Genomic DNA, 21,302 nt, shown 5'->3' on the forward strand with positions numbered 1-21,302 from the left:
GGCATGGCACCTGAGATGGTTGAATTGTTATCGAATCACTAGCGGTAGGCCAGAGCCGATTTCGGCACGCGTTGGGCTCGCACTTGAATATGCAGCTGTTCCATCGCATAACGATTATTCTGAACCTGAAACCGAATCTGCGGAGGTAGCGACTTCAGGCCGTCCTTCTTCACCATCGCTTGGATCTCCATCAGTTGATCGCGGAAGACGGGGATCTCTCGGTCGGCAGTCCGCAAGATACCCAAATGCAGCACCAGGTAGGCTGGATCTTCCAGAACCAACTGGAATGGATCAACGCTGGGCGACATATGCTTCTCGCGAAAGCCTTGAGCCATGGCCTTCTTCTGAGCCACGAGAACATCCGGGCTGTCGACCTCTTCACTAATGACCAACAGATCGTTCACTTTCAGCCTGCGACCAATATCAAGGCTGCCCAGGATCATTGAAAGTGGCACGGAGAAGACGAGCCCGACCAGAACCGGCGCGAGCCAGAACAGGAAGGCCGGGGCAGTCATGAACAGCCCTAAGGTCACCACTAAGCCGATCAGCGTATGAGCCCAGTGCATCATGATCGCATCACCCAGCGTTACGCCGGTGTCGTCGCGCTGCTGAGCATTCCACTTCACCTTCTTGCCACGCAGGGTTGCCAGCACGAACTGGCTGTGCAGCAGCATCATGATCGGAGCGATCAGAATTGCGATGCCCGTCTCTAAAAGAACGCTCAGCCACGCCTTTTTGCGTACCTCAGCCGAATCTTTCGGTTGCGGGCGAAGATACATGGCGATGAGCCCGTAGGCTTTCGGCAACAGTAGCATCCCCATCGTGGCTGCAAACAATCCGCCAGCCATCGCTCCGAGAATGGCTGTACCTTCCTCGCCACCGCTGACAAATGCAGCGACCAGCGAGAGCGTCAGGAACACCAGCCACAGCGGTGACGCCAGGTAACTCATGACCCCCATGCTCAAGTGCAGACGACTGGCCGGGTGAAAGCCATCGGCCAGTAGTAGGCCCATATGCTGCATATTCCCTTGGCACCAGCGTTGGTCGCGCTGGGCGTAGTCTAGCATCGTCGTGGGACATTCTTCGTAGCTGCCTTGCAGGTCATGAGCGAGGCAGATCTTCCAACCAGCACGACGCATCAGGGCCGCCTCGACGAAGTCGTGGCTGAGGATCTCGCCTCCCAGAGGTCCGCTGCCTGGCAATACCGGCAAATCGCAGTGCTCCATGAAGGGCTGAATTCGAATGATCGCGTTGTGCCCCCAGTAGTTACCATCGCAATCCGACCAAAGAGCGAACCCCTCCAGGAAAACGCGTCCGTAGACCTGAGCGGCAAACTGCTGCGTCCGGGCAAAGAATGATTGTCGATTCACCGGCGTCGGCGGCACCTGCAGGATACCGATTTTAGGATCGTTCTCCATCCGGCGGACCATTTCAACCAAGGTATCTCCGGACATCACGCTGTCGGCATCAAGCACGATCATGTAAGGGTAATGCTCGCCCCAGCGTTGGCAGAAGTCAGCGATGTTGCCTGCTTTGCGGCTGATGTTCTTTGGGCGATGGCGATAGAACACCTGGCAGTCGTCCGGCAGGTCGATCACCAGCTTGGCCCAAGCCCGCTCTTCTTCCAACCAAATGTCAGGATTAGTCGTATCCGAGAGAATGAACAAATCGAACTTCTCGGCGGCACCGATCGACTTGAGTGACTGGGCGACCGCTTTGAGGTTCGCCATCACACTGGTGGTGTCTTCGTTGTAGATCGGCATCAGAATCGCGCTGCGCGGCAAACCAGCCAGGTAGGCCGGATCTTCAGGGCTGAGCGACTGCTTTTGTTTCTTCGAGAACAAGATCGAGGCCAGCCCCATCGTGGCGGTCCAGAAGCTGAACGCGATCCAGAAGAAGAGCAGCACGAACAGGGCCACCAGCGGGTACTGGAAGAAACCGGTATTGGCAACCGTTTCCCAATAAACGGCCGCGGCCGTTCCCGTGGTCAGGATGGTCAGAAAGGCCAACAGCCCCCGCGTTACGTTGAAGCAGTGAAAAACTGAGCAATCCTTCTTTTCCTCGGAACACGCCGGTTCATCGTAAGAAGGCTTCTCGATCTCCTTCAAACCGAACATCTCGGCTAAATGATTTCCCCACCGCGGAAGCAGCGGCAACTGCTGCTTGGTCATTTCCTTCCGCTTTGGCTGCGGTACGACCGGCTTGCGTTTCGCTTTTGCGCTGGCAACGAATGCCTCTGGCAGCGACTCGCTCAAAAAGCCTTCCGGGTTCTGACTTAAAAGATCTGGCAGGTGGGCGCCGATCACGCCGGCAGGAATTCGATGATCATTGGCATCGTTTTCGATTTCGATGGCGTGAACCCACCTGGCAAGCTTCTTCACCGTCAAGCGAATGGCCACCTTGCGCAGCCGCTTACCATTGGCCTTCGGGTCGGTTGCCATCTGCTCGAGGGCATCGTTGACGATTCGCTTGCTTTCAGCAGCGATAAAGTCGGTATCGGTAACACCGAGATCACGGAGATAGTCCGAAACGACGAGCTTCGCTGCTCGTATGTCGGAGTCCGGTATTACCTCGTGCAGTGCCCGAGCATTCGGAAAGACTGCGCCGAGGGCGTCGGTACTGAACGATTCAAATACGGCACCGACATCGGTTGTTGAACTTAAATGGGACATAAATATCTCCACGATTCAGAGAAGAGTTCGTCCTCGTCGATGAGGTAAACTTCCATCTCCATGGCGTACGGTGAATCTGGAATCAGGTTGCACGATACTTCTACGGTGTTCAGAGCGGTTCGCCGAACGACGACGTTCTCCGCCTTGCCGCGTTGCACATCGATAAACGCTTGCAACTGGCGTTCCGTAGAGAATTTGGAAATGGTGTCGCCCTGGAAAACGACGGTGAGACGGAGAGAAGACTTATCCGAGCGATCAACTCGGAAATCAGTCACCTTCGCAAGCGAGTGCTGCTTGGGTGCCTGGTTGAGAAAAGCAATGTGGTACTCAAGATCGATTGGCTTGCCGATCTCGATTGGTTGTTTTGGCATCCAATAGGCGCCGATGTTATCAATCCCTTCATGTTCCGACGGAAGCTCCAGCAGTTGGACAGCCCCATCTTCCCAAGGTGTTTTCGGAGTCACCCAAACACTGGGACGCAGATGGTACTTGGCCTCGTCATCCTTGTACCGACCGGGGGCTCGTTCGGCTTGCATTAGCCCGAATCCGTACAGTTGCTTCGCGTCGTAGTTACTCAGCGAAGGAAAATCCAACCGGTTCAGCGATCGGCGGATCCAGTCGTTCTCACCCTTTTGAATCAAAAGACTGTCGGCGTCATGCACACGGGGACGCGGATCGTTTTTTGGTCCATCTTTCCCCATGCCCCACATAAACATGCTGGTCAGCGGAGCAAAGCCGACTTTCTCGGGAACGCTGCGAAAGAACAATTTCGCTTTCACGTCGATTGTCATCGTCTCATTAGGATGAATAACCAAGGCGTACGCGCCGCTTACGCTGGGACTATCTAACAGGGCCCACAGTTTCAACTGCTTGGCATCCTGCCGAGGCTGCTCAATCCAAAACTCTCGAAAGATCGGAAACTCTTCCGTTTTCGCGAGACCAATGTCGACGGCTAAACCTCGGGCACTTGTTCCGTAGAATTGCCCAGGCGAAATCGCTCGGAAATAACTTGCTCCGAGGAATGAAGCGATTTCGAGCGGATGCTCTGAGGATGGAAATTTGCCAATGACTTTGATCCCGGAATATCCGAGGTCCTTGGGGGGATCGAGCCCAGCCAACTCTCCCCGGTATTGAAACAGGGACTTATCGAATTCCATCCACTTGGTTTGCCTGGCCGCTTTCGCATTCTCTGGCAACAGCGAAACCTGGACTTCGTCGCGGAAGATATAGCCGCGATGAAATAGCTCGAGCCAGAACGGCAAAGCCTCGTTCTTCCAGATCGACTTCTCGTGCTCGAAAGCGATCAGGCGGTACGTATCGTAATCGAGGTTATTAAGATCTTCTGGAAGCTCACGCGAAGATTCATACGGCTTGGCAGCGTTTACCTTGGCCTTGGTAACCATGGCCTCGAAGATAGCATCGGAATCGGATGCGGCCGCGTCTGCCTGCTTCATGGTTGCCGTCGGTTCCGCCCATGTCGGCTGCGACGGCAGAAAAGATACAGTGCTAATCAACGTGCCAAGGATCAACGTCGACGTATCCCTAAACGGGATCGCTTTGAACGCATTAAATTTCTTCCAATCGAAGATTAAATACATGGAGAGGGCCCGTGGTGTTGGTGTTGCTATCACGCCGTGCGCGATAGCACCTTTAAGATGCACGAGTCGTGCCAAACTTTGTTTTGGATTTCTCTAACAGATCCACAAGAACTGTTGCGAAACCTCTGGCACTGGCAACGAGAAGAAGCGACCCCATAAAAGCAAAATAAGGGAACGCACTATGAGAGCTAAGTTCTGATGGACATTGGATAAAGATTGATCACCTACAGATGCTGGCAGAGTTGGGTGCGAACTGACGCGAAAATGACCGTCAAGATGTGCAGAAATTGCACAGCCAGAAGTCGAATCTACACATTTAGATGCATTCAACCCGGAATCTATTTGACAACCAGCGATCAGAGGGTTTTCAATTCCCTCGGGTGGACCCTGAACTCCCAGCTTCCGTCATAACGGCACAATGCGTGTGAAAAACATCTCGTGCGAATCGACGCCAGGAGATGCAATTGGCCGGAAAACAATCAGGTCGAAAACATCGATGCCGCGGTAACCGTAACCCAGCGTACGGAAAAGCAAAACGTGAGAGTGAAAATGGACCAGCGACTCCGGCGCGGGAGTTGCATCCAAAAGGGCTAAAGAATCCTGTTACATCGCTCACTCTTTTCCGGACACTTTCATGATTCGCTCCCACACCTCATCACCTTCGATTTCTGAACAAGCCATGGCACAACTTGCCGACGAGCGATTCCTGAGCGACTCCCTAGCAGGCCTGAAGCAGTCGCCGAAACAACTGCCGTGCAAATACTTTTACGATCAGCGCGGTTCGCAATTGTTCGATCAGATCTGCGAGACGGAAGACTACTATCTCACCCGTACCGAAACTGCCATCATGCAGCGCTACGCCGGCGAGATGGGAAAGTGTCTCGGCGAGGGGGTCATGCTGGTCGAATTCGGGAGTGGCAGCAGCATCAAAACGCGTTATCTATTAGATCACCTGATCGATCCGGTGGCCTACGTTCCGGTCGACATCTCGCGCGAGCACCTGCGCGCGTCGGCAGGTCAGATCTCTGGCGACTACCCCAACATTAAAGTGCACCCGGTGTGCGCCGACTTTACCAAGCCGTTCTCACTCCCCAACCCTAAACGGCGGCCGAGTCACGATGCGGTTTACTTCCCTGGTTCGACCATCGGCAACTTTCAACCGAGCCAGGCCAAACAGTTGTTAGCCAGCATTGCCCACATGTGCGGCGAGCAAGGCGGGCTACTCATCGGCATCGACTTGAGAAAGGATCGAGAGATTCTCGAACGAGCTTACAACGACGATCAGGGCATCACCGCCGAGTTCAACCTCAACCTCTTGCATCGCATGCGTAAGGAACTCGGAGCCACACTCGACGTCAATGCGTTTGAACATCACGCTTTTTACAATGCCGAAAAGGGACGCATCGAAATCTATCTTCGCAGCCAAATCGACCAAACGATTCGGCTTGATGGCCAGACGGTTCACGTTGAAGCAGGCGAATTGATCCACACCGAGTACTCCCACAAGTACACCATCGATGGCTTCGCGCAGATGGCCGCGGACGTCGGATGGACGCTCCGCCGCTGGTGGACTGACGAGAACGACTACTTCGCGGTTCTCCACCTGGTCGTCCTGTAATGATGGATGTCGCATCAATTTGAATTCGAGGAACCTGACATGGCCTCTATTCCAACGGACCTTTCAACTCGATGTAGTCTCTTGCTGCCGAAATACGAGGCGGTGCGTGGCTTCTCGCATGTCCTGTGTGAACCGCTCGAAATCGAGGACTTCGTCGTCCAATCGATGCCCGATGCCAGTCCGATTCGCTGGCACCTGGCCCATACAACTTGGTTTTTCGAGACCTTCATCCTGAAGCGTTTCGCCAGGAACTACCAGTCAATCGATCCAATGTACGAGTACCTCTTCAACTCGTACTACAACGGCATCGGCGAGCAGTTTCCGCGTCCCCAGCGAGGTTTGCTCACTCGGCCTACCGTGGCCCAAGTGATGGCCTATCGGCGAGAAGTCGACAACCGCATGGGACAACTTCTGCTGGAAGCCTCACCAGAACAGTCGGTCCAGATCGCTCCACTCGTGGAACTCGGACTGCATCACGAGCAACAACATCAGGAACTGATGCTGACCGATCTGAAGCACGCATTGGCTCAGAATCCGATGTATCCCGCCTATGAATCGGATGCCGAGCAAACAACGGAAAAAGCAACTTTGCAGTCGTGGCACGAAGTGGCGGGAGGCATTGTCGAAATTGGTCACACAGGTAACGATTTCGCATACGACAACGAATCGCCGCGGCACGAAGCCCTGATTCCATCGCTGGAAATCGCGGGTCGCCTGATCACCAACGGCGAATATCTTCAGTTCATGGATGATGGCGGTTACCAGCGGCCAGAACTCTGGCTTTCGCTCGGATGGAACACGGTCCAAAGCCAGCAGTGGAACGCGCCTCTTTACTGGGTTCGTCAAGGCGAAGCGTGGCACGAGTTCACGCTCTGCGGACTACGCCGTTTGAACGAGGCCAGCCCCGTCACGCACGTCAGCTACTTCGAGGCGGACGCATTCGCTCGCTGGCAAGAGAGTCGCTTGCCGACGGAGTTCGAGTGGGAAACGGCCAGTCGAAAGGTTTCCGTCGAAGGAAACTTCGTCGAGTCACGCACCTTCCACCCTGCCCCGACGAAAGAAACCGACGGCCTACGTCAAATGCTGGGCGATGTCTGGGAGTGGACCAACAGCAGCTACGCTCCCTACCCTGGTTTCCAGCCGTCTGAAGGAGCCATCGGCGAATACAACGGCAAGTTCATGTGTCAGCAGTACGTGCTGCGTGGTGGATCATGTGCCACGTCTGAGAGCCACATCCGCAAGACCTATCGCAATTTCTTCCCGCCGGAGGCCCGGTGGCAATTCACCGGCATTCGCTTGGCCAGATAGGCTTAGTACTCGATCAGGCTGAACGAATCGAACGGAGCGATCCGCTGTTCCCCTTCCAAGGCCTTCAGATGGATCAGGAAGCAGCAGCCGGCTACCGTAGCCCCGATCTTTTCGACCAGGTTACAGCAGGCCTTCATCGTCCCGCCGGTCGCCAAGAGATCGTCCACCATCAGCACGTTCTGTCCAGGCTGAACGCCATCAATGTGGATTTCCAGCGTATCGGTGCCATATTCCAGTTCGTAGTGGAACGAATGCGTATCGAACGGCAGCTTCCCAGGCTTGCGGACCGGAACAAAGCCGCAGTTCAGCTTGAGTGCCAAGGGAGCGGCGAAAATGAAGCCGCGTGCTTCGGCAGCGACGATCGCGTCGATCTTCTTCCCCTCGTAGTGGGCCGCCATCTGATCGATTGCTTCATTGAACGCATGCGGATTGGCCAGCAACGGCGTAATATCGCGAAACAAGATGCCTGGCTTGGGGAAGTCTGGGATATCGCGGATGTACGCCTTGAGATCAATTTCCGACATGCTGCTCTCTCCAGCCATAAAAAAGCACCTGAGACTTGTATCGCTTCACGTGCTGAATATACGGGGATTTTGCCGCCGCGGGAAGAATGGGCAAATAGAAGAAGATTTTGCCACAGAGAGCACAGAGGACACGGAGAGAAGAGGTTTTAACCACGGATTATACATTTATCACGGATGAGAAGATGAAGGGTGTTACTTCATCTTCTCATCCGTGTAATCCGTGGTTGGTCTTCTTCGTCCCGATTAACGTCGCGTACGACGTCGGATTGGGCCTTCCAGCATGCGTTCGCGCGGGTCTTGTAGCCCTTCGGCCAGACGGTTCAGGGCTTCCGTTTCGATCTGGCGGACGCGTTCGCGGGTGAGGCCTAGCTTTTCGCCGATTTCCTTCAGCGTATGAGGCTCTTCGCCGTGCAGGCCGAAACGCATCTTCAAGACGGTCGATTCTCGGCCGTCCATCGTCTTCAGCATTTCGCGGACGTGCTTCAGGTCGTCGTGTTCGACCAGTTCCTCTTCAGGATTCTTCAGCCGCTCGTCGGTCACCATCTCGCCCAGCGACCAGCCGTTGTCGGTCTGATCGGTTTGCGGGGTGCTGTTGTAGATGCGGATCGCCTTCTTGATGATCGGCAGCTTCTTCTTCTGCAGGCCGAGCACGCGAGCGATTTCTTCCGGAGTTGGCGTACGACCAAGCTCTTCCGTCAGGCGGTTGGTTGCCCGGCGCCACTTCGAAAGCAATTCCACCATGTAAGCCGGAATACGGATCGTCTTGGCGCAGTTGATCAAGGCTCGCTTGATCGACTGCTTGATCCAGTAGCTGGCATAGGTGCTGAAACGGGTTCCCATCGCCGGGTCAAACCCCTCGACCGCACGCAAGAGTCCGAGGTTGCCTTCTTCGATGAGGTCCTGCAGCCCCAGGCCTTTGCCGGTGTAACCCCGGGCAATGTTCACCACCAGGCGGAGATTCGCGCGGACCATCCGATCGCGAGCGGCGACGTCCCCGTTTCCAATTGCCGTGGCGAGTTCACGCTCTTCCTTGGCGGAAAGGAGAGCCGTTTCGTTGATCTCGCGCAAATAAGTTTCGAGCGGGCTCTGCACGGATTCGAAATCGTCGAACTCCGTTTCACTCCGTTTGGTCTTCGTGGCCATGGCTGCTTCAATGCTTTCGATACGTGGCGGGGGAAATTTTTCACGCTGTCACACCACTGCTATCGTCCATGTGCTATCACTTTCTTTGATGCGTAGCGAAACGGTCACCAATGTGCTGGATGTTCCGATTGTGCCGCATATGCATGGAAGGGCCATGCCATTGGGAGAAGGGCTGAGGATGCCGCGGATTACACGGATCGACGCGGATGGAAGGTACTCTGAAAGGCCGGCACCGGCAAAGATACTCCACAAAAAAAGCCTCGAAGTTTCCCTCGAGGCTTTTGTAATTTCTATCGAATCGAAGCAGCGAGTTAGCTGCCTTCTTCTTTTTCTTCTTCCGAAGGCATCGAGAACATTGGGCCGCTCGAGCCCAGACCGCCCTTAAGTTCGCTCGGAGCTGGCGAGCCGGATCGGCCTTCGCCGCCTGCGTCGGCCCCTTCTGGAGCTTCGTCTTCGGCCCATTGGACACGCTTGCGAGACAGGCCGATCTTGCGATCGTCCGTATCGACACGCAAGATCTTGACCTCGATCTCTTCGCCAACCTTGACGACGTTTTCGGGGTTCTCAACCTTGTCGTCCGACAGCTCGCTGATATGCAGCAGACCTTCCAGACCGTCTTCCAGACCAACGAAGACGCCAAAGTTGGTGATCTTGGTGACCTTACCCTTAACCAACTGGTTGGGCTGGTACTTCTCGGGAATGGAGGTCGCCCATGGATCGGATTCGAGCTGCTTGAGGCCCAGGGCGATACGACGACGTTCTTCGTCAATGCTGAGGACCTTGCACTCGACTTCCTGGCCCTTTTCGAGCATTTCGCTCGGGTGACCGATCTTGCGAGTCCACGACATGTCCGAGACGTGCAACAGACCGTCGATCCCTTCTTCCAGTTCGACAAACGCACCGTAGTTGGTGAGGTTGCGAACGCGTCCCTTGACGACCGATTCGACTGGGTAACGATCCTTGATGTTTTCCCAAGGGTTCGACTGGGTTTGCTTCATACCCAAGGAGATTTCCTGCTTCTCCTTATTGATGCCCAGGATGACCACTTCGATTTCGTCGTTGATGTTGACGATTTCACTGGGGTGGCTGATACGCTTGGTCCACGACATTTCAGAGATGTGAACCAGACCTTCGATGCCTTCTTCCAGCTTGACGAAAGCACCGTAGCTCATGACGTTAACGACGCTACCCTTGACCTTGGCGCCAACAGGGTACTTCTCTTCGACGCCGTCCCATGGGCTTGGGGTCAGTTGCTTCAGGCCCAGAGCGATCTTTTCGCGTTCGTGGTCGATGTTCAGGATCTGAACTTCGATTTCGTCGTCGATGTTGACCATTTCGGTCGGATGACCGATGCGGCCCCAGCTCATGTCGGTGATGTGCAGCAGACCGTCGATGCCGCCCAGGTCGACGAACGCACCAAAATCGGCGATGTTCTTGACGACGCCCTTGCGGGTTTGGCCGACTTCCAGTTCCTTCAAAAGCGATTCGCGATCGCTCTTGCGCTTACGTTCGATAAGCGAACGACGGCTGACCACGATGTTACGGCGTTCGGCATCGATCTTGAGCACTTCGCACTCGACCGTCTTGCCGATGTAATCGGCGATGTCGTGCGGACGGCGAATGTCGACCTGGCTGGCCGGCAGGAACACGTTGACGCCGATATCGACGAGCAAACCACCCTTGATTTTGCGGGTGACTTCCCCCTTGACGACCTGCCCCTCGGCGATGGATTCCATCGTCCGTTCCCAGTCGTCGATCTTGCGGGCCTTGCGCTTCGACAGGGCAACCATGCCGTGCGGATCGTCGGTACGGCCGAATTCATCTTCGACGTCTTCAACGAGAACACGAACAACAGCCCCAACCTCTGGCGGATCTTCGTCTTCATCCCATTCGTCGCGGGGAACGCTGCCTTCGCTCTTCCCGCCGATGTCGATCAGCACAAACTCTTCGTCCATGCGAAGAATTCGTCCCTCGACGATTTTGTTGATTTCGATCGATTCTTCCATCTCGATCGTGTCGAGCCAGGTGTCCTCGGTGCCGGACGCCAAGCTGTCAATTTCTGCTAAAAGAGTGTCGTCACTTTCGAGATTGCGAATGAGATTACGATTGACCATGCTTTAAAGTTTTTGAACCAGGGGGCTCGAAGTCGCTGGAGATCGGGGGTGCCGCAAAAGACGGTAAAATGGCGGTTGGTCTGATCCCTCGAGGCGATGATTCGAGGCAAAAATGCTGGGACGAACGAACCTGCGCAGGGTAAACCACTATACCCTTCATAACGCTCGATTCAGTGAGAACCCGTAAAACTATCAAATCCCCAAATTACCATCAACCACAGATGGTGGGGTAAGAAGCCTCGATTCTCGAAATTTGACGAAAGAAAGGTCGGTTTAGGCAAACTGCGTCTTATCTGTGGTGTGCACGCGAGGATTCAGCGAACGTGCTCGTGAGTACCGAACCTCATGAAAAAGTTTGCCCATTCGCGCCTGAAGCGATGATAGCAACTCGTCGTCCGACATCTGAGAAATCTCGTCATAGCTGATAGGCTTCCCGATCTTCACGTGGACCACGTCAATCGAGGGCAGCAGTTGCCACTTCGGCCACGCCTGGAACGATCCATCGAACGCGACCGGAACGATCGGCGATTTTCCTTTCCGGGCAACGGCGATGAAGCCTGGTTTTATCTGACCCAGTTCGCCATTCGCGCTACGGGTTCCTTCCGGGAAAATCAGGACCATTTCCCCGCGCCGGAGCCGCTTGAGTGTTTCTTTCAGTCCGTCCAACCCCGTGCCTGCTCGATTCACTGGAATGGCATTGAGCAGTTCAATGAACGACTTCAGGGGAAACTTGAAAAGCGACTTCTTGGCAAGAAAGTTCAGCTGTCGATCGCAACAAAGTCCTACCAGGAGCGGATCCATGAAACCTTGGTGGTTCGAGCAGACCAAAGCTCCCCCCTCGGTGGGCCAGTTTTCACGGCCAAACAAGCGAATCCGATAGAACCCAATCGCTACGATTCGGGCGACAACCCGCAGAAAGCTATAGAGAAGCTGCTGAGCCCACGAGTGCGATGCGGCTGGCTTATCCTCACGCATGCTGGTACCGCTGTACGATGCCGACCAATTTCTGCAAGACTTCAACTTCCGACATGCCATCGGTCATCACTTCAACGGCATCCTCGGCCTTTAGAAGCGGACCGACCTCGCGCTGCGTATCTTCTTCATCTCGCTTGGCTTGCTGCTGCAGAATGTCTTCAAAATCGACCGTTTCGCCACGTCTTGCCAGGTCACCGACTCGGCGACGAGCCCTTTCCTCGGGGGAAGCCGTCAGAAAGATCTTGCACTCGGCATGAGGAAAAACGAGCGTTCCCTGATCACGGCCCTCCGTGACGACGTCCTTACCTTCGGCAAATTCCCGCTGAAGTCGCACGAGTTCTTCCCGCACACCAACATTGCTGGCCGCGTATCGCGTGACCTGGGTGACCTCTTGCGAGCGAATCTCGTGCGAAACGTCTTCGCCATCCAGAATTACGGCTCGGCCCGACAGGTCGATCGTGGCCGATTTCGCAAACTCGACGAGACGATCCGTATCGTCCCAGTCGATTTTGGCCCGGAGCCCCATCAGGGCGACTGCCCGATACATGGCCCCGGTGTCGAGAAACTCAAAACCGAGTTCGTCCGCCAGCCGCCGGGAAATGCTGCTCTTACCCGCCCCGGCCGGGCCATCGATGGTAACAATCATGCCAAAAGGTCGTGAACTGGTTGGGTTTATGGATAGGTCAACGGGCGATCATTGCCTGTAAGCAGTTATAGCAGGAAGGCGGAACTCGTTCGAAGGACCCAATATTTCCTTTTCCACAGTAATCTTTCGCGAATGAGGAAATTCTGGAACAATCCATAGTGTTGAAGCCACCCTTGTTCAGAAGCGGTCCATGCGTAGCTCGTCGTCCTCGAAATCCAGCCAAAACGTCGTCGTCCTGGGAGCCACCGGGAGCATCGGATGCAGCACGCTGGATGTCATTCGAGCCAGTAAGGGGGCATTCACTCCCTTTGCTCTGACTGCTCACGGTCGACTCGATGATCTACTGAAGGCCGCCATCAAGTACCAGCCCAAGTACATCGTGGCCAGCGACGACGCTGCCGCCCAGGCATTCGACTGGTCGCAGCTTCCCCCAGAGACGACGCTGCTGACCGGCACGGCCGGGTTGCAGGAAGTGGCCGCCCACAGCGAAGCCGATATTATTGTTTCGGCAATCGTCGGTCGGGCAGGACTGGAAGGAACATTTGCCGCAATCGCCGCCGGCAAACGCGTGGCATTGGCCAACAAGGAAACCCTGGTCGTCGCTGGACATTTGGCAACCAAGTTGGCCCAAGAGTCTGGCGCCGAGATCCTTCCGGTCGACAGCGAACACAGTGCGATTTTCCAGGCTTTGATGGCGGGAAGCGAAACTGATGTCCGCAAAGTGATCCTCACGGCTTCCGGTGGACCTTTTCGTAAGTTCACCCAGCAGCAGCTGTTGAAGGTGACCGCAGACGAGGCGCTCGACCACCCGACCTGGAAAATGGGACCGAAAATCACGGTCGATTCGGCGACCATGATGAATAAAGCCCTCGAGCTGATCGAAGCCAAATGGCTGTTCAATTTGAAGGTCGACCAGATCGACGTGGTGGTTCATCCCCAGTCGATCATTCATTCGATTGTGGAGTTCGTTGACGGTTCGATGGTCGCCCAGATGAGCCCTCCTGATATGCGGATGCCAATTCAGCTGGCGATGACCTATCCGGAGCGCACGGAGTGTCCTGCCAGGAAGCTGGACCTGACGACTGCGTTTTCCCTCGAATTCGAGCCCCCAGATTACGAGCGTTTCCCCGCCCTTAAACTAGGAAAAGAGGTCGCGGAGCGTGGAGGAACGTGCGGAGCTGTGCTGAATGCCGCGAATGAAGTGGCCGTACAGCAGTTTTTAGAAGGTAAAATTCGTTTCGTAGACATTTACCGGGTATGTCGCCACCTATTGGACGAACACCCGTTTGAATCAAACCCAGAATTAACCCGGCTGCTCGAGCTTGATGCTTGGGCCCGAGAGGAGTCTATCAAGTGGATCACTTGCTGTTTGCGGCAAGCGAAGGACCAAGCCTGCTCCAATACTTAGGCGGCATTTGGGCCTTCATGCAAGGCATCATCGGCTTGGGCATCGTCATCTTCGTGCACGAGCTGGGCCACTTCCTGGTGGCCAAAGCTTGTGGCGTGCGCTGCGATAAGTTCTATGTCGGTTTCGACGTTCCGATTACCCTTGGCCCGTGGACTATCTCGGCCCTCTGGAAAAAGAAGTGGGGCGAAACCGAGTACGGCATCGGCACGATCCCATTGGGCGGTTACGTCAAGATGTTGGGTCAGGACGACAACCCCAACAACGCCGAAGACGAATCGGCCTCGACCATGATCGAAAAGGTCGACGAAGAGGGCAACAAGACCGAAGTCGTCAACCCACGCAGCTATACCGCCAAGAGCGTTCCGCAGCGGATGGCCATCATTTCCGCCGGCGTAGTCTTCAACCTGATCTTCGGTGTGATTTTCGCCGCCATCGCCTACAACATGGGCGTCCCGTACATTCCGGCCCAGATCAGTTGGGTTCAACCAGGCTCGCCAGCCTGGGAAGCAGGTCTTAACCCAGGCGACGAAATCGTCGGCCTGAACTCTGAAGGCAAGGTTCGCAAAGACCTGCGTTTCGACAAGGACATGACCCTGCAGATCATTATGAATGGCGACGACAAGGCGATGCCGTTCGTCGTGAAACGTGCCGATGGCGAGCAGGAAGTCATCGACATCGTTCCCAAGAATACCTACAAGGATGCCCAGCGGCCAACCATCGGCGTGGCACCAATGTATACGACCAAAATGATGGTCGCCCCGAAGCTGATGGGGATGATCTTTGGCAGTGAAGTCGCCGATAAGCTGAAACCAGGGGACAACCTCAAGGGAATCAACGGCGAGCCGATCACCAACTTCCTCGACTACCAGAAGTACGTCGCCAACCATCCGTACGACTCGCTGAAGTTGAAGCTCGAGCGAAAGCTCGACCAGGAAAGCGAAGCGACCGAGGACGTCGAAGTCGAAATCCCGACTGTCCCTTATCGCGAGACGGGCCTGGTCATGGAAATCAGCCCGATCCGTGGGATCCGCTCCGGTTCACCGGCTGAAAAAGCCGGCCTGAAGGTTGGTGACAAGCTCGTTTCGCTCAACGGTGAGCCGCTGGGCGATGGCTACACGCTTCCCAGCCGCGAAACCAAATGGGCTGGGGAAACGATCGAAGTCGTGATCGAGCGCGAAGGCAAACAGGAAACCAAGTCGATCAAAACGGTCGTTCCGCAAGGGTTCTCGTCGGAATATATGCCTGGTTACGAAATCGGCCTGCAAACCCTGGGGCTGACCTTCGACCTGACGACGACCATTGCCGAGGTTCTTCCCGATAGCTCGGCCGCAGAAGCAGGTCTCGCCTCTGGCGACGAGGTTCTGATCGTCGGCTTCCAAGGCACAACTGATGCTGCCAAGGAAACGAACGAAGAAATGAAGATCGGCGTGAAGGACGTCAAAGTCAAAACGGACGAGATCGCCTGGCAGGCCGTCCAGTGGACGCTGCAAGTCGCCCACCCCGATACGGCCATGGTCCTGACGGTGAAAAAGAAAGACTCCGGCTCTCCGGAAAACGTTTCGGTCAGCAGCACGCCTTCTAAGACGGAAATGCTGCAAAGCCGGTACTTGCGTTTTGAAGTCGAAGAGAAAATTCAATACGCGACCAGCCTCGGCGATTCGCTTTACCTGGGCGTTCGTGAAGTGGGCGAAGGGATGAATCAAGTCATCGTCGTTCTGCGGAAGATCTTCTCCGGCGAGATGCAGATCAGCGGTCTCGGTGGCCCTGGTACGATCTTGTACGTGGCCACTGCCGAGTCGTCACGTGGTATCTCGCGACTGCTGACCTTCCTGACGCTCATCAGCGCCAACCTGGCAGTGGTAAATTTCCTGCCGATTCCGGTTCTCGACGGCGGGCACATGATGTTCCTACTGTACGAAGGGATCCGCGGCAAGGCGATGAACGAGAAGTGGATGCTCCGTCTGACCTACCTGGGCCTGGCCATGGTGCTGACCCTGATGGTGACGGTCATCTTCCTCGACATCAATCGCTTCTTCCCCTGGGGTTAGTGCGCTGACGCGAGAACCGAGAATTGCTCCGCGTCCAAAGGTCGTCCTTTTGGACGCGGTTGGAACGGTCATTGAGCCTTCTCCGTCGGTCGCCGATGCCTACCTGGCGGCCGGTCGAGCCCATGGTATGGATCTCGACCGAGAAACCATCCGACAGCGGTTTCGCCAGGCGATCGCCAAGTACAGCGTTCATGCCTACGGGACGCTACAGGGGTCGGACGATCCCCTTCGTACTGACGAGAAGACGGAAGTTGCCCGGTGGCGGGCCATCGTCCACTTCGTTCTTTCGCCAAGACCAGAGCAACAAGACGAGGTCTTCCAGGCTCTCTGGAGTCATTTCGGCCAAGCCGACAACTGGCGATTGTTCGAGGATGTCTCCCCTGCCCTTTCGCTACTGCACTCCGCCGGCTTTACGTTGGGGCTAGCATCCAACTTCGACCAGCGACTTCGCCCGATTGTCGAGCGTCACCTGGCCGCATTTGATCTGAGGCTTTTCGTTTCGTCCGAGGTCGGGTGGGTCAAGCCAGCGACGGCGTTCTACGAGCGTGCCACCGACGCTTTGGGCTGCCAACCGCAAGAGATCCTGCTGATCGGCGACGACTGGGAAAATGATGTTCAGGCCCCGCGAGATTTCGGCTGGCAGGCACTCTATCTCACTCGCTCCAGGAAGCCCGACGATGGGGATATCTCCAATAGCTATCACACTTTAGATGCGGCAGTCGACGCACTGCTGCCGTGATAGCAGCCGCCCAGATGCCCGTGACAATTGATGTTGGTTGGTTCGGGGGAAACCGGCTACATTAGTGCGATCTCTGTCGACCCGACCCGCACTGGAAAGGATTCCTTCATGGGCACCACGCTGGCACAACTGGCCGAACTTGTTGATGGCAAAGTATTTGGCGATCCGAATCGCGTCATCACCGGGGCCAACATCATCCGCGACGCGGTGGCCGGCGAAATTACGCTGATGGATAAGCCCGATCAGGCAGCCCTGCTGATGGAAGACTGCTTGGCATCCGCGGTGCTGGTTCGCGAACAATCGGACAAACTGAACATCGATGGCATCGTCGTGGCGAACGTCCACGAGGCGTTTGGCAAGACCATCCGCTTCTTTCAGCCATGGGAACAGACCGCATCGGTAGGCATCCATCGCTCGGCCGTGGTGTCGCTGGCCGCCGTTATCGATCCTACCGCCACTATCGGGGCTGGTGCCGTGATCAGCGATGGTGTGGTCATCGGTAAGAACTCGATCATTCATAGCGGCGTTCATATCCAGGCAGGCTGCCGAATTGGGGATGACGTCGTCATCTTCCCTGGCGTAGTGCTGTACGATCGAACCGAAATTGGTGATCGCTGTATCGTTCATGCGAACGCCGTCCTGGGGGCGTACGGCTTTGGCTACGACTCTTCCAGCGGCAAGCATATTCTTTCGGCACAGTTGGGTAACGTTGTCCTGGAAGCGGATGTGGAAATAGGTGCCGGTGCCATGATCGACCGTGGTACTTACGGCGCCACGCTCATCGGCCAAGGCACGAAGATCGACAACAGCGTTCAAATCGGCCACAACTGCCGTATCGGTAAACACAATCTTTTGTGCTCGCAAGTTGGTATCGCCGGCAGCACGACCACCGGCGACTACGTGGTCATGGCAGGGCAAGTTGGCATTCGCGACCACGTCCACATTGGCACCGGCGCCATGATCGGGGCTAAAGCGGGAATTAGTTCCGACATCCCTGAGGGCCAGCAAACGCTCGGGATTCCTGGCGGGCCGGCAAAGACGATCCTAAGCGAGCACATGGCCATCAAGAAGTTGCCGGAGATGCGTAAGACCATCAAGCAGCTTGCCAAACGAATTGAACAACTGGAAAAGGAAGCCGAAGCGATTGCCGAACCGGCGATTCGCAGGGCCTCGTAGATCGCGCGTCATGGATGTCTCGAACTTGCCTCCGATCGGCCTGCTTGCCGGTTGGGGAAACCTTCCGATCGTGGTGGCTAAAGCAATCCGCCGTAGCGGCCGCAAGGTCGTGTGCGCCGCGGTCAAGGATCATGCGGACCCGGTCCTGGAAGAAATCTGCGAGGCGACCGTTTGGGTTGGTCTCGGGCAGCTTGGCAAAGTGAAACGTCACTTCCAGAAGCACCGTGCGATCGAAGCGACCATGGCGGGCAAGATCCACAAGGTTCGCCTGTTCGATCGCGGATTCCTGTGGAATCACTTCCCTGATTGGTTCTGCTTGCAAACGTTCGCTCCGCAGCTTTTGTGGGGAACCAAGGATCGCAAGGACGATACGTTGCTGTTGGCAATCGTCAACGCTTTCGAATCCAGCGGCATTACCTTCTTACCTGCTACCGATTTTGCTCCGGAGTTGCTCGTGAATTTTGGCATCATCGCAGGTCCTCAGCCCAGTGGAAAACTGCTGCGGGATATTCAGTTCGGTTGGGAAATGGCCAAGGAACTTGGGCGGCTGGACGTCGGCCAGAGCGTGGCCGTGAAGAACCAGGCCGTGCTAGCCCTGGAAGCCATTGAAGGGACCGATGCCTGTATTCAGCGGGCCGGTAGTCTCTGCAAATCCGGCGGCTTCACGGTGGTCAAAGTGGCCAAGCCGCAGCAAGACATGCGGTTCGACGTCCCCACGATTGGTGTCGGTACGTTGCAGACCATGGTCGACGCCGGTGCCAGCACATTGGTACTCGAAGCAGAAAAAACAATTCTCTTGGACGAACCAGCCGTGTTAGAATTTGCTAAGAACCATCGTTTGTCGATTCTCGCGGTCAGCGAGGATCGCCTCGCCGAAATTGCTCCCTCTTCGGAAGCGGCCTAGGTAGTTTGCCTGGCCGCCCTGCCAGGAACCTATGCTTCGTATCGCTGCTATTGCTCTCGCCTTTCTCGGTTGTGTTACCCAGTTCGCTTTTGCCCAGGAAGATGTGACGACGGTCGACGGTCGTCCTATCTACTTGGGACGCGAAATCGCCCAGACCATGCATTACAACGGCGCCCCGTGGTTGATTCGCGAAAGCCGTCAACGGGAAGAAGACTGCCAGAAGATGCTGGAAAACCTGGGCGTTAAGCCTGGCATGACCATCTGCGACATGGGCTGCGGTAACGGTTTTTACAGTCTGAAACTCGCTGAGATGGTCGGCAAGGAAGGTAAGATTCTGGCCGTCGATATTCAACCAGAAATGCTGCGTCTGCTGAAAGCCCGGGCGGAAGAGGAAGGGATCGAGAACATCGAGTTGATCCTGGGCGAACTTGACAACCCGAAGCTTCCTGAGGGGAAAGTCGACCTGATCCTCTGCGTCGACGTCTACCACGAGTTCTCGCACCCGGTCGAGATGCTGGCCGGCATGCGACAATCGCTAAAACCAGACGGTAAGATCGTCCTGCTGGAATTTCGCATGGAAGACCCCAATGTCCCGATCAAGTTGCTTCACAAAATGAGCAAGAAGCAGATGCTGCTGGAGTACGAAGCCAACGGCTTTCAGTTGGCCAAGCAGTTCGATGGCCTCCCGTGGCAGCACATGATGTTCTTTGAAAAGGCAAAAGAAACGCCGGAGAAGTAACCCGAACATCAACGGCATGCGACTTGCTGCTGAGTTAGGTATTCCCTAACTTGTTCATCGAGAGGAACCTAGCCCATGGACGCCCAATTCCGCGATCAAGTCGTACTGGTTACCGGAGGCGGTTCCGGAATCGGTCAGGCCGCCGCGATTCAATTTGCCCGTAAAGCAGCCAAGGTGGGTATCCTTAACCGAAGCTGGCCCAAGGAAACCATCGAGCTTATCGAATCGGAAAATGGACTTGTCATGCCGCTGCAGGCCGATGTGACGGAACCCCAGCAGGTTCAAGCGGCTATTGAACAGCTGGTCGAGAAGTGGGGGCGGTTGGACGTTCTCTTCTGCAATGCCGGTGTCAACGGAACCTGGGCGCCGCTGGAAGAACTGACGACCGACGAGTGGCAGAAAACGTTTGCCATCAATGTGCATGGCACGTTTCACTGTATCAAATCGGCCATCCCTTATCTTAAGAAAGGAGGCGGGGCGATTGTGGTGAACTCTTCGGTCAACGGCACCCGCATGTTCAGCAACACGGGAGCGACGGCATACTCAGGCACCAAAGCCGCACTGATTGCGATTACCAAGATGCTGGCCCTGGAGTTCGCCGAGCATAAGGTGCGCGTCAATGCTGTCTGCCCAGGCTGGATCGAAACAGAAATTGAGGACAACACGAACAAGCGCAACCTCGACAAGGTTGAAGAGCCGGCTGAATTCCCAGAGGGCGAAGTCCCGCTTACCGATGGAAAACCAGGTACCGCCGACCAGGTTGCCGACGTCGTACTTTTTCTGTCGTCGAAAGCTGCCAGCCACGTCACCGGCAGCGTGATTTACGTAGATGGTGCTCAATCACTGCTGCGGGGTTAGTTTCACTTTCCACCGCGTAGCAGTTGGTCTCGAATCCGACGGGCTTCGGCCAGGTGTTGTTCTGCCATCTTCTTTTCCTGCTGGCTCAGTTTCTCCAGCTTCGGCTGATCCGAGACCTTCATGGCTCCCAACTCGGCGAACATCCAAGCATGGGCACGGATCGTCTGGTCGAGATAGGCCTTGTCAAACTCAGCTCCTTCCAGCGGATCGAGCCGCTCGACCACGGACTGGATGTGGTCTTTCACGGCCGCGAGTTGATACTGAACGACATCGACATCTTTCTCGATTTCGCGATCTTCCTTCTTGGTCAATTTTTTGGGGGATGTATCATCCTTGGGTGCCGTCGGCTTGGGACCACCTTCCAAAACCCATTTGTTATCGCGAATGCTCTCGGCGTCGGCACGTTCCTGCTGGGTGCCTGGTTCGCCGCGCGGATAGCGAATATCGGTATCGATCGATTCGATCGATTCCAAGTGTTCAGAATCGATCAGGGGTTCCAACTGCTTCTCCAACTTGCCATGCTTGGCAACCATCTCCTGGGCGAACTTCTTGACGGCGTCGGATTGGGCTTTCTTTTCAGCCAACTCTCCCAAAACGATCGCCTCTTTATTCATCAAAAGCAGTTTGATGGCGACATGCGACCCTAAGGCATCGACGTCCGAGACTTCTTTCTTTTGGGCAATAGCAGGAGCCTGAGCCAAAATAGAGGCCGTGCATAAGGCTCCCCAAAGAATCACGCAACCAGTTAGTTTTACGCAAGTTGACATGGGGTAACACTCCTTGGGAGAAAAAAGGCCGAGGCCGATTACGGGACGAGGTGAATCTACTTTGG

General features: G+C 55.6%; 17 protein-coding genes. 9 read left to right on the forward strand and 8 right to left on the reverse strand.

Going from position 1 to position 21,302, the window contains the following annotated elements; translation table 11 throughout:
- Positions 1-38: 38 nt before the first annotated feature.
- Together mdoH and Pan97_RS20200 are read right to left on the reverse strand one after the other, a co-directional pair.
- A complete protein-coding gene (gene mdoH, locus Pan97_RS20195) occupies positions 39-2,672 on the reverse strand; it encodes a glucans biosynthesis glucosyltransferase MdoH (RefSeq protein ID WP_144975763.1) in 2,634 nt (877 codons plus the stop codon).
- The gene (locus Pan97_RS20200) at positions 2,660-4,201 is read right to left on the reverse strand and encodes a glucan biosynthesis protein (RefSeq protein WP_165698869.1); all 1,542 of its coding nucleotides are present in this window, start codon (positions 4,199-4,201) and stop codon (positions 2,660-2,662) included. The genes mdoH and Pan97_RS20200 overlap by 13 nt, the downstream gene beginning before the upstream one ends.
- Before the next feature lie 703 nt (positions 4,202-4,904).
- On the opposite strand from Pan97_RS20200, the gene egtD reads away from it, so the two are divergent.
- Together egtD and egtB are read left to right on the forward strand one after the other, a co-directional pair.
- Positions 4,905-5,888 (forward strand): L-histidine N(alpha)-methyltransferase, encoded by a 984-nt coding sequence (egtD, locus tag Pan97_RS20205; protein ID WP_241676322.1) that lies wholly within the window; start codon positions 4,905-4,907, stop codon positions 5,886-5,888.
- Between the two features lie 39 nt (positions 5,889-5,927).
- On the forward strand, positions 5,928-7,196 hold the full coding sequence (gene egtB / locus Pan97_RS20210) for an ergothioneine biosynthesis protein EgtB (RefSeq protein WP_144975766.1): 1,269 nt from the start codon (positions 5,928-5,930) through the stop codon (positions 7,194-7,196).
- A 2-nt stretch (positions 7,197-7,198) separates the two neighbouring features.
- Here egtB and Pan97_RS20215 read toward each other — a convergent pair whose 3' ends face one another.
- From Pan97_RS20215 to cmk, 5 genes are all read right to left on the reverse strand, one after another.
- On the reverse strand, positions 7,199-7,720 hold the full coding sequence (locus tag Pan97_RS20215) for an adenine phosphoribosyltransferase (protein ID WP_144975767.1): 522 nt from the start codon (positions 7,718-7,720) through the stop codon (positions 7,199-7,201).
- A gap of 243 nt (positions 7,721-7,963) precedes the next feature.
- Positions 7,964-8,863: a sigma-70 family RNA polymerase sigma factor gene (locus tag Pan97_RS20220; RefSeq protein WP_144975769.1), complete on the reverse strand. Its 900-nt coding sequence runs from the start codon at positions 8,861-8,863 to the stop codon at positions 7,964-7,966.
- Positions 8,864-9,174: 311 nt separating this feature from the next.
- Positions 9,175-10,977, reverse strand: a complete 1,803-nt coding sequence (locus tag Pan97_RS20225) for a 30S ribosomal protein S1 (RefSeq protein WP_144975771.1) — start codon at positions 10,975-10,977, stop codon at positions 9,175-9,177.
- A 273-nt stretch (positions 10,978-11,250) separates the two neighbouring features.
- Positions 11,251-11,952, reverse strand: a complete 702-nt coding sequence (locus Pan97_RS20230; RefSeq protein ID WP_144975773.1) for a lysophospholipid acyltransferase family protein — start codon at positions 11,950-11,952, stop codon at positions 11,251-11,253.
- On the reverse strand, positions 11,945-12,598 hold the full coding sequence (cmk, locus tag Pan97_RS20235) for a (d)CMP kinase (protein WP_144975775.1): 654 nt from the start codon (positions 12,596-12,598) through the stop codon (positions 11,945-11,947). The genes Pan97_RS20230 and cmk overlap by 8 nt, the downstream gene beginning before the upstream one ends.
- A gap of 190 nt (positions 12,599-12,788) precedes the next feature.
- Here cmk and dxr point away from each other — a divergent pair, with 190 nt between their 5' ends.
- The 7 genes from dxr to Pan97_RS20270 all read left to right on the forward strand — a co-directional run bounded on the left by dxr (position 12,789) and on the right by Pan97_RS20270 (position 20,470).
- Positions 12,789-14,006: a 1-deoxy-D-xylulose-5-phosphate reductoisomerase gene (gene dxr / locus Pan97_RS20240; RefSeq protein WP_144975777.1), complete on the forward strand. Its 1,218-nt coding sequence runs from the start codon at positions 12,789-12,791 to the stop codon at positions 14,004-14,006.
- Positions 13,952-16,054 (forward strand): site-2 protease family protein, encoded by a 2,103-nt coding sequence (locus tag Pan97_RS20245; protein ID WP_144975779.1) that lies wholly within the window; start codon positions 13,952-13,954, stop codon positions 16,052-16,054. Before dxr ends, Pan97_RS20245 begins: the two co-directional genes overlap by 55 nt.
- 49 nt (positions 16,055-16,103) lie before the next feature.
- Positions 16,104-16,793 (forward strand): HAD-IA family hydrolase, encoded by a 690-nt coding sequence (locus tag Pan97_RS20250; RefSeq protein WP_165698870.1) that lies wholly within the window; start codon positions 16,104-16,106, stop codon positions 16,791-16,793.
- Between the two features lie 108 nt (positions 16,794-16,901).
- Positions 16,902-17,969: a UDP-3-O-(3-hydroxymyristoyl)glucosamine N-acyltransferase gene (gene lpxD / locus Pan97_RS20255; RefSeq protein WP_144975782.1), complete on the forward strand. Its 1,068-nt coding sequence runs from the start codon at positions 16,902-16,904 to the stop codon at positions 17,967-17,969.
- Positions 17,970-17,979: 10 nt separating this feature from the next.
- On the forward strand, positions 17,980-18,873 hold the full coding sequence (locus Pan97_RS20260; RefSeq protein ID WP_144975784.1) for an LpxI family protein: 894 nt from the start codon (positions 17,980-17,982) through the stop codon (positions 18,871-18,873).
- Between the two features lie 31 nt (positions 18,874-18,904).
- On the forward strand, positions 18,905-19,612 hold the full coding sequence (locus tag Pan97_RS20265) for a class I SAM-dependent methyltransferase (protein WP_144975785.1): 708 nt from the start codon (positions 18,905-18,907) through the stop codon (positions 19,610-19,612).
- A gap of 75 nt (positions 19,613-19,687) precedes the next feature.
- Positions 19,688-20,470, forward strand: a complete 783-nt coding sequence (locus Pan97_RS20270) for an SDR family oxidoreductase (RefSeq protein ID WP_144975787.1) — start codon at positions 19,688-19,690, stop codon at positions 20,468-20,470.
- A gap of 2 nt (positions 20,471-20,472) precedes the next feature.
- Here Pan97_RS20270 and Pan97_RS20275 read toward each other — a convergent pair whose 3' ends face one another.
- Positions 20,473-21,237 (reverse strand): DUF4142 domain-containing protein, encoded by a 765-nt coding sequence (locus tag Pan97_RS20275; RefSeq protein ID WP_144975789.1) that lies wholly within the window; start codon positions 21,235-21,237, stop codon positions 20,473-20,475.
- Between the last annotated feature and the right edge of the window lie 65 nt (positions 21,238-21,302).

It is taken from the genome of Bremerella volcania, from assembly GCF_007748115.1.
Lineage (GTDB): Bacteria > Planctomycetota > Planctomycetia > Pirellulales > Pirellulaceae > Bremerella > Bremerella volcania.

Excerpts from the sequence above, each read along its gene's own strand:
- Pan97_RS20225 (WP_144975771.1), bottom strand. The coding sequence starts at position 10,977 with ATGGTCAATCGTAATCTCATTCGCAATCTCGAAAGTGACGACACTCTT.
- Pan97_RS20215 (WP_144975767.1), bottom strand. The coding sequence starts at position 7,720 with ATGTCGGAAATTGATCTCAAGGCGTACATCCGCGATATCCCAGACTTC.
- lpxD (WP_144975782.1), top strand. The coding sequence starts at position 16,902 with ATGGGCACCACGCTGGCACAACTGGCCGAACTTGTTGATGGCAAAGTA.
- Pan97_RS20275 (WP_144975789.1), bottom strand. The coding sequence starts at position 21,237 with ATGTCAACTTGCGTAAAACTAACTGGTTGCGTGATTCTTTGGGGAGCC.
- egtB (WP_144975766.1), top strand. The coding sequence starts at position 5,928 with ATGGCCTCTATTCCAACGGACCTTTCAACTCGATGTAGTCTCTTGCTG.
- Pan97_RS20230 (WP_144975773.1), bottom strand. The coding sequence starts at position 11,952 with ATGCGTGAGGATAAGCCAGCCGCATCGCACTCGTGGGCTCAGCAGCTT.
- Pan97_RS20270 (WP_144975787.1), top strand. The coding sequence starts at position 19,688 with ATGGACGCCCAATTCCGCGATCAAGTCGTACTGGTTACCGGAGGCGGT.
- Pan97_RS20265 (WP_144975785.1), top strand. The coding sequence starts at position 18,905 with ATGCTTCGTATCGCTGCTATTGCTCTCGCCTTTCTCGGTTGTGTTACC.
- mdoH (WP_144975763.1), bottom strand. The coding sequence starts at position 2,672 with ATGTCCCATTTAAGTTCAACAACCGATGTCGGTGCCGTATTTGAATCG.
- cmk (WP_144975775.1), bottom strand. The coding sequence starts at position 12,598 with ATGATTGTTACCATCGATGGCCCGGCCGGGGCGGGTAAGAGCAGCATT.
- Pan97_RS20260 (WP_144975784.1), top strand. The coding sequence starts at position 17,980 with ATGGATGTCTCGAACTTGCCTCCGATCGGCCTGCTTGCCGGTTGGGGA.
- egtD (WP_241676322.1), top strand. The coding sequence starts at position 4,905 with ATGATTCGCTCCCACACCTCATCACCTTCGATTTCTGAACAAGCCATG.
- Pan97_RS20220 (WP_144975769.1), bottom strand. The coding sequence starts at position 8,863 with ATGGCCACGAAGACCAAACGGAGTGAAACGGAGTTCGACGATTTCGAA.
- dxr (WP_144975777.1), top strand. The coding sequence starts at position 12,789 with ATGCGTAGCTCGTCGTCCTCGAAATCCAGCCAAAACGTCGTCGTCCTG.